2 protein-coding genes and 1 pseudogene are annotated in these 4,438 nt (G+C 67.9%); 1 reads left to right on the top strand and 2 read right to left on the bottom strand.

Annotated features, from left to right (window positions below; genetic code table 11):
- Positions 1 to 2,097, bottom strand: a 2,097-nt coding sequence (locus tag VFG33_RS08675; RefSeq protein ID WP_325024264.1) for a hypothetical protein, incomplete at its 3' end; no start/stop codon positions are given.
- Entirely contained in the window at positions 2,094 to 3,809 is a 1,716-nt protein-coding gene (locus VFG33_RS08670) for a hypothetical protein (RefSeq protein WP_325024262.1), read from the bottom strand. The genes VFG33_RS08670 and VFG33_RS08675, both read right to left, overlap by 4 nt.
- 323 nt (positions 3,810 to 4,132) lie before the next feature.
- Between VFG33_RS08670 and VFG33_RS08665 the strand changes: the two are divergent.
- Positions 4,133 to 4,438: pseudogene (locus VFG33_RS08665) on the top strand (sugar ABC transporter permease); the annotation flags it as partial.

The following is a 4,438-nucleotide window of genomic DNA, read 5'->3' as shown; positions in this document are numbered from 1 at the left end:
CAACACGAATCCGTAGCCAGTGAACTTCGCCGATTCGAGCTCCGGATCGGTTCCGGTGTTGTCATGCCACTGGCCCGACTGCAGATGACCCCACGTGTCATAGCTGCGTTCCGCGCGTGGCCCCCGGTCCTGGGTACTGGCCGGCGCCACCCACAACAGGTACTCGGACAGGAGCGGATCGAAGTGTGCCAACTCCTGCCCCAGAACGCGTAGCGCCCGGGGCGCCGGGCGGCCGGTCGCGTGCGCCCCCTGCGGTGGCAGCGTCCGTCGGCCGCCCCACGCCTCCAGGGGCGCGGAGAAGGTGTTGAGTAACCAGTACCCCAGGGCAGAGGTCTCCGGCCTGGCCAGCCGGTTGTGTCCGTCGAAGTGTCGGCGTAGCAGGTGGCTGAAGAGCACCATCAGCTCGACCGGGCCCCAGACGTAGCAGCCGAGGTTCTCCGTCCACCGGCCGCCCTGCGCCTGCCAGGCCGGCACGTCTGGGCGGGTGTGGTATTTCAGATTCAGGGCGATGCCCCGCTCGAAATGATCTGCCATCAGGCGTGCGTCTGGGTGGTGCGGAAACAGGAACGGCAGCGTCCCCGCGACGGCGAGTATCTCGGTGAGGAAGTTCGGGTGCCCGGCCAGCAGTCGACGGACCGGCATCAGCGTCTCGTCGTGGAACACATAGGCCAGGAATTGGTACGCCGCCCCGAGATCCCGCCTCGTCCCGTCGGACAGGTCGCCCGCGGTTTCGTCGAAGAGTGGGACCAGCAGGTGGAAGACATCCCGGCAACTCACCGGACCCGGCCCGTGGTTGGACCGCGGCGCGCCGTCCGGGATCAGGTTGAGGCTGGGCGTCTCAGCTGCGATCAGCCTCTCCAGGAAGGCTGGCCGGTCGGCCGGCGCGTCACTGAATTCATGGTGATGAGGGTCGAAGAAGCGCGGATAAGTTCCGGACGGCTCGACGTGGTCCAGCGTCCAGTCCTTGACCTTGTCCAGTGGCAACCACCCATGCCATCGATGCAGCGTGTCGATATAGGTCAGGGGCGTGCCGGTCCGCTCAACGATCTCGACGTCGCGGCTGTGCGGGAAGGTGGCGACGGCGGTCCGCCGACTACCGGCGACGAGTGGAAAACGCCACCGCAGCACCCCACGGTCGAAGAAGAACCGCGCCGCGAGGGTGTCCGAGGAGCCCCACAGCGCATACTCACCGTCGTCCCACCGCTCGTGATCGGCGACGAAGACCCCGAGCGAGACGTCGTCGGACTCGTTCCAGAACGCGACCGCCGGCACCCGCCACCAAGTGAGCCAGCTGTGGTACGGCACCAACTCCATCGGCAGCGCTCCGGCCGGCCCCAGGCCACGGTCGACGGCCTCCCACGCGAAGTCGCGGTAGCCGCCGCCGTGGCCGTCGATCGGGCCGTCGGGTCGGTTCGCGCAGTACCGGTGGGTCCACTCGGTCTGATCCCAGTCGAAGACCAGCGCGGCGTCATCACCGCGCTCGAAGCCCTCGATGCGTTCGTCAAGTTCGACGAACTCCATCCCTGCTGTCAATCGTACTGAGAGGTGGTAGCGGCGACCGCCGGCAAAGCGATACGTCAGCGCGTACTCGACGAATACCGGCCCCGAGTGGACCAGTCGCGCCTCCAGACCGCGCGCCGCCAACGTCAGTCGGGCCGAGCCGAGCCACCGGGTGGCACTACCCAACCGCAGCACCACCTCAGGTGACCCGCTGGTCGGCACCTCAACCCGGAGCAACCCGTTGTCCAGGATCGTCACATCGCCTACCCGCTCCGACTGCACACCTGGCGGCGACAGCGGAGTCGGCTGACCCGCGCTGATCCGGAACCTGCGCTCCTGTCCGGCTGGCAGGTCCGCGAGCAGGTGGACCTTCGCCAAGACCGATCCGGCACCCGCGTCTCTGACGTCGCTGAGCTGCACCGATACGGCCCGGCCATCCTCGGCCGATGCGCTCAGCCCGGCCTCGAGATCCCACCCCGGTCCGAACTCCACCGGTGCCCGGACCGCTGAGGTCGGCCAGTCAAACCCGGGTCGGCGCAGCTCATCGGCGAGGACGATCAGGATGCCGTCCGCCGCCTCGGACACGCGTAGGCTCACGGATTTTTGGCTGTCTTGGCTGTTTTGGCTGTCTTGGCTGTCTTGGCCGTCTTGGCTGCCTTGGCCGTCTTGGCCGTCTTGGCCGTCTTGGCCGTCTTGGCCGCCGCGCGCCGCGGCGAGCGGGGGGCCGCCGCCACAGGCCGCAGGTGCTGGTCCAGCCATTCGAGCATGGCATCCACCTGCCGGGCATCGAAGGTGTGCGCGACGTCCTCCAGATAGAGGTACTTGAGATTGTCCGCGGCCCCGGCACGTTTGTAGGCCCGCGCGATGCCATCGTGGAACGTCTGGATGTGACTCGCCGGCGCGGTTGTGTCCTGGCCTCCGCCGATGAGAAGCAGCGGGCGCGGCGCCACCAGGTTGCCCATCCGGGGACTCGGACCGCCGGCGATGGCCCGGGCGGATGTCCCCAGGTCGGCGAACTGGTCCAGGTCGGCCAAATCACAGATGGGCATCACGGCGACTGCGCAGCCGATCCGGGAGTCGGCGGCGAGCTTCAGCAGCGCCTGCATGCCGCCGCCAGACTGGCCGGCGACCGCGATCTGCGCGGGCGAAGAGACCACCCCGAGCGTTAGGGCGGCGTCGATGAGATCGGGCGTCTCGCCGCTGATCTCTTCGAGATAGTCCGGGCCCTGGCCCTGAAGTCCGGCCCGGAACAGTTGGGAGGTGTCCTCCCACACGCGTTTGCGCTCGCCGTGTCCAGGGGCGTCAGGCAGCAGCACGTCGTGGCCGGCGTTGAGCAATGCGGCGACCATGTGCGGGCTCACGTAATCCGCCGGAGTTCGCGGCGGCGCCAACTCCTCCTTCCGCGCGCCGACCCCGGCGTAGAAGATGACCAGAGATCGCTTCTTGCGGGGCTCGGGCTGGCTGAGCAGGATCGCGGGCGTCGGCGCTCCGGTGGTCGCCAGCAGCACCTCCCGGCTGTGCGGCCAGGCCCGCCAGGGCGAGGCTGGTCCCGGCGGCCCGACGTAGCCGGACAGGTCGCGTACCAGTCCAGCGAAGATCTCCGCCAGCAACGGCCCGGTCAACTCCACCCCGGCCGTGTCCGGCAGCGGAATGAACATGTCGGCCAGCTTGAGCAGCCGGTTCGCCGAGCGATCGGCCACGTAGACGATGCGCGCCCGCGCCGCCCGGGCGGCCTCGATCGGGGCCAGCCAGACGTCTTCATCACCGGTCGCGTTGAGCAGGATGACGACTGTGCCCATGGGGAGCGTCGCGGCACGTTCGGCGCAATGCGCCGGCGCGACCGTGGCACTCGCGGCGAGGTCGAGACCGGCCAGCCTGGTGGCCAGCAGATCGGCCGCCGCGCCTAGCACCGGTGAGGCCCAGATCTCGACCCGCGAGGCGGCCCGGACCGCGGCGGCCGCCTCGGATGCCGTGGCGTCGCTTCGCAGCGTGCCGGCCAGTACGGCGAACCCGTCGGTCGGCGCCGCACCGGGAGTGGTTCCGTCCGCGGCGAAGTCCGCGGCCACCCCCAACCGGAGTGCGACATAGCTGGAGAAGCCGACGCTGCGCGAGAAACGGGACACTGTGGGTTGAGCTACCCCGCACAACTCCGCGAACTCTCCGATGGCCAGCGCGATCGCCTGGGCCGGATCGCTCAGTACGCGCTCGGCGACACGACGTTCGGATGGGGACAGTGAGTCGAGGGAGGCTCGGATCCGATCCAGAGCTGCCGCGCGGGTGCCTCGGCTGGGAACTTTTTCAAGCAGCATGGGCGTAGCATATCGCAGCCAACCTGGTCGTATCTACCATTCGAAGCTGTGTCTGCGGATCGTCAACCCGCTCTGTCCGGTGTCTAGACACCCCCAAAAGGAGCTGATATACAGATTGCTCGTATCCCACATTCACACTTCGGCGCCCACCGAATCAACCGAGAGGCGACGCAGATCATGATCCAGAGCACGACCATGCGGACCCGTGAGCCGGGCGCTGGAATTCGGCGTCGGCTGCCACGCCATCGCGTGAACTCGGTTGTGACGCAGGCATCCGCTCGACCCGGGCTCCGGTTACCAGCCACGACCGCAGGTGAGGCTCCATGCTGAGCACACCAGCGTTGACGATCACGGCGCCACCCGAGCCCAGGTCCGCCAAGAAGAAGGGCTTGCGAGCTCTCGGCCGGTCGTACTGGCGGCATCGCTACTTCATCTTGATGTTCCTGCCTGGGTTCGCGCTCTTCGCGCTGTTCACGTACGGCCCGTTGTACGGAATCCTGATCGCTTTCAAGGACTACAGCGTGACCGAGGGGATCACCGGATCGGCGTGGGTGGGTCTCAAGAACTTCAACGACCTGTTCTTCGCCGGACCGGACTTCCTGCACGCCTTGCGCAACACCGTCGTCTTC

The sequence above is a fragment of the Kribbella sp. genome, assembly GCF_035687465.1.
Taxonomy (GTDB): domain Bacteria; phylum Actinomycetota; class Actinomycetes; order Propionibacteriales; family Kribbellaceae; genus Kribbella.
This window is presented reverse-complemented; position numbering and strand designations above follow the sequence as displayed.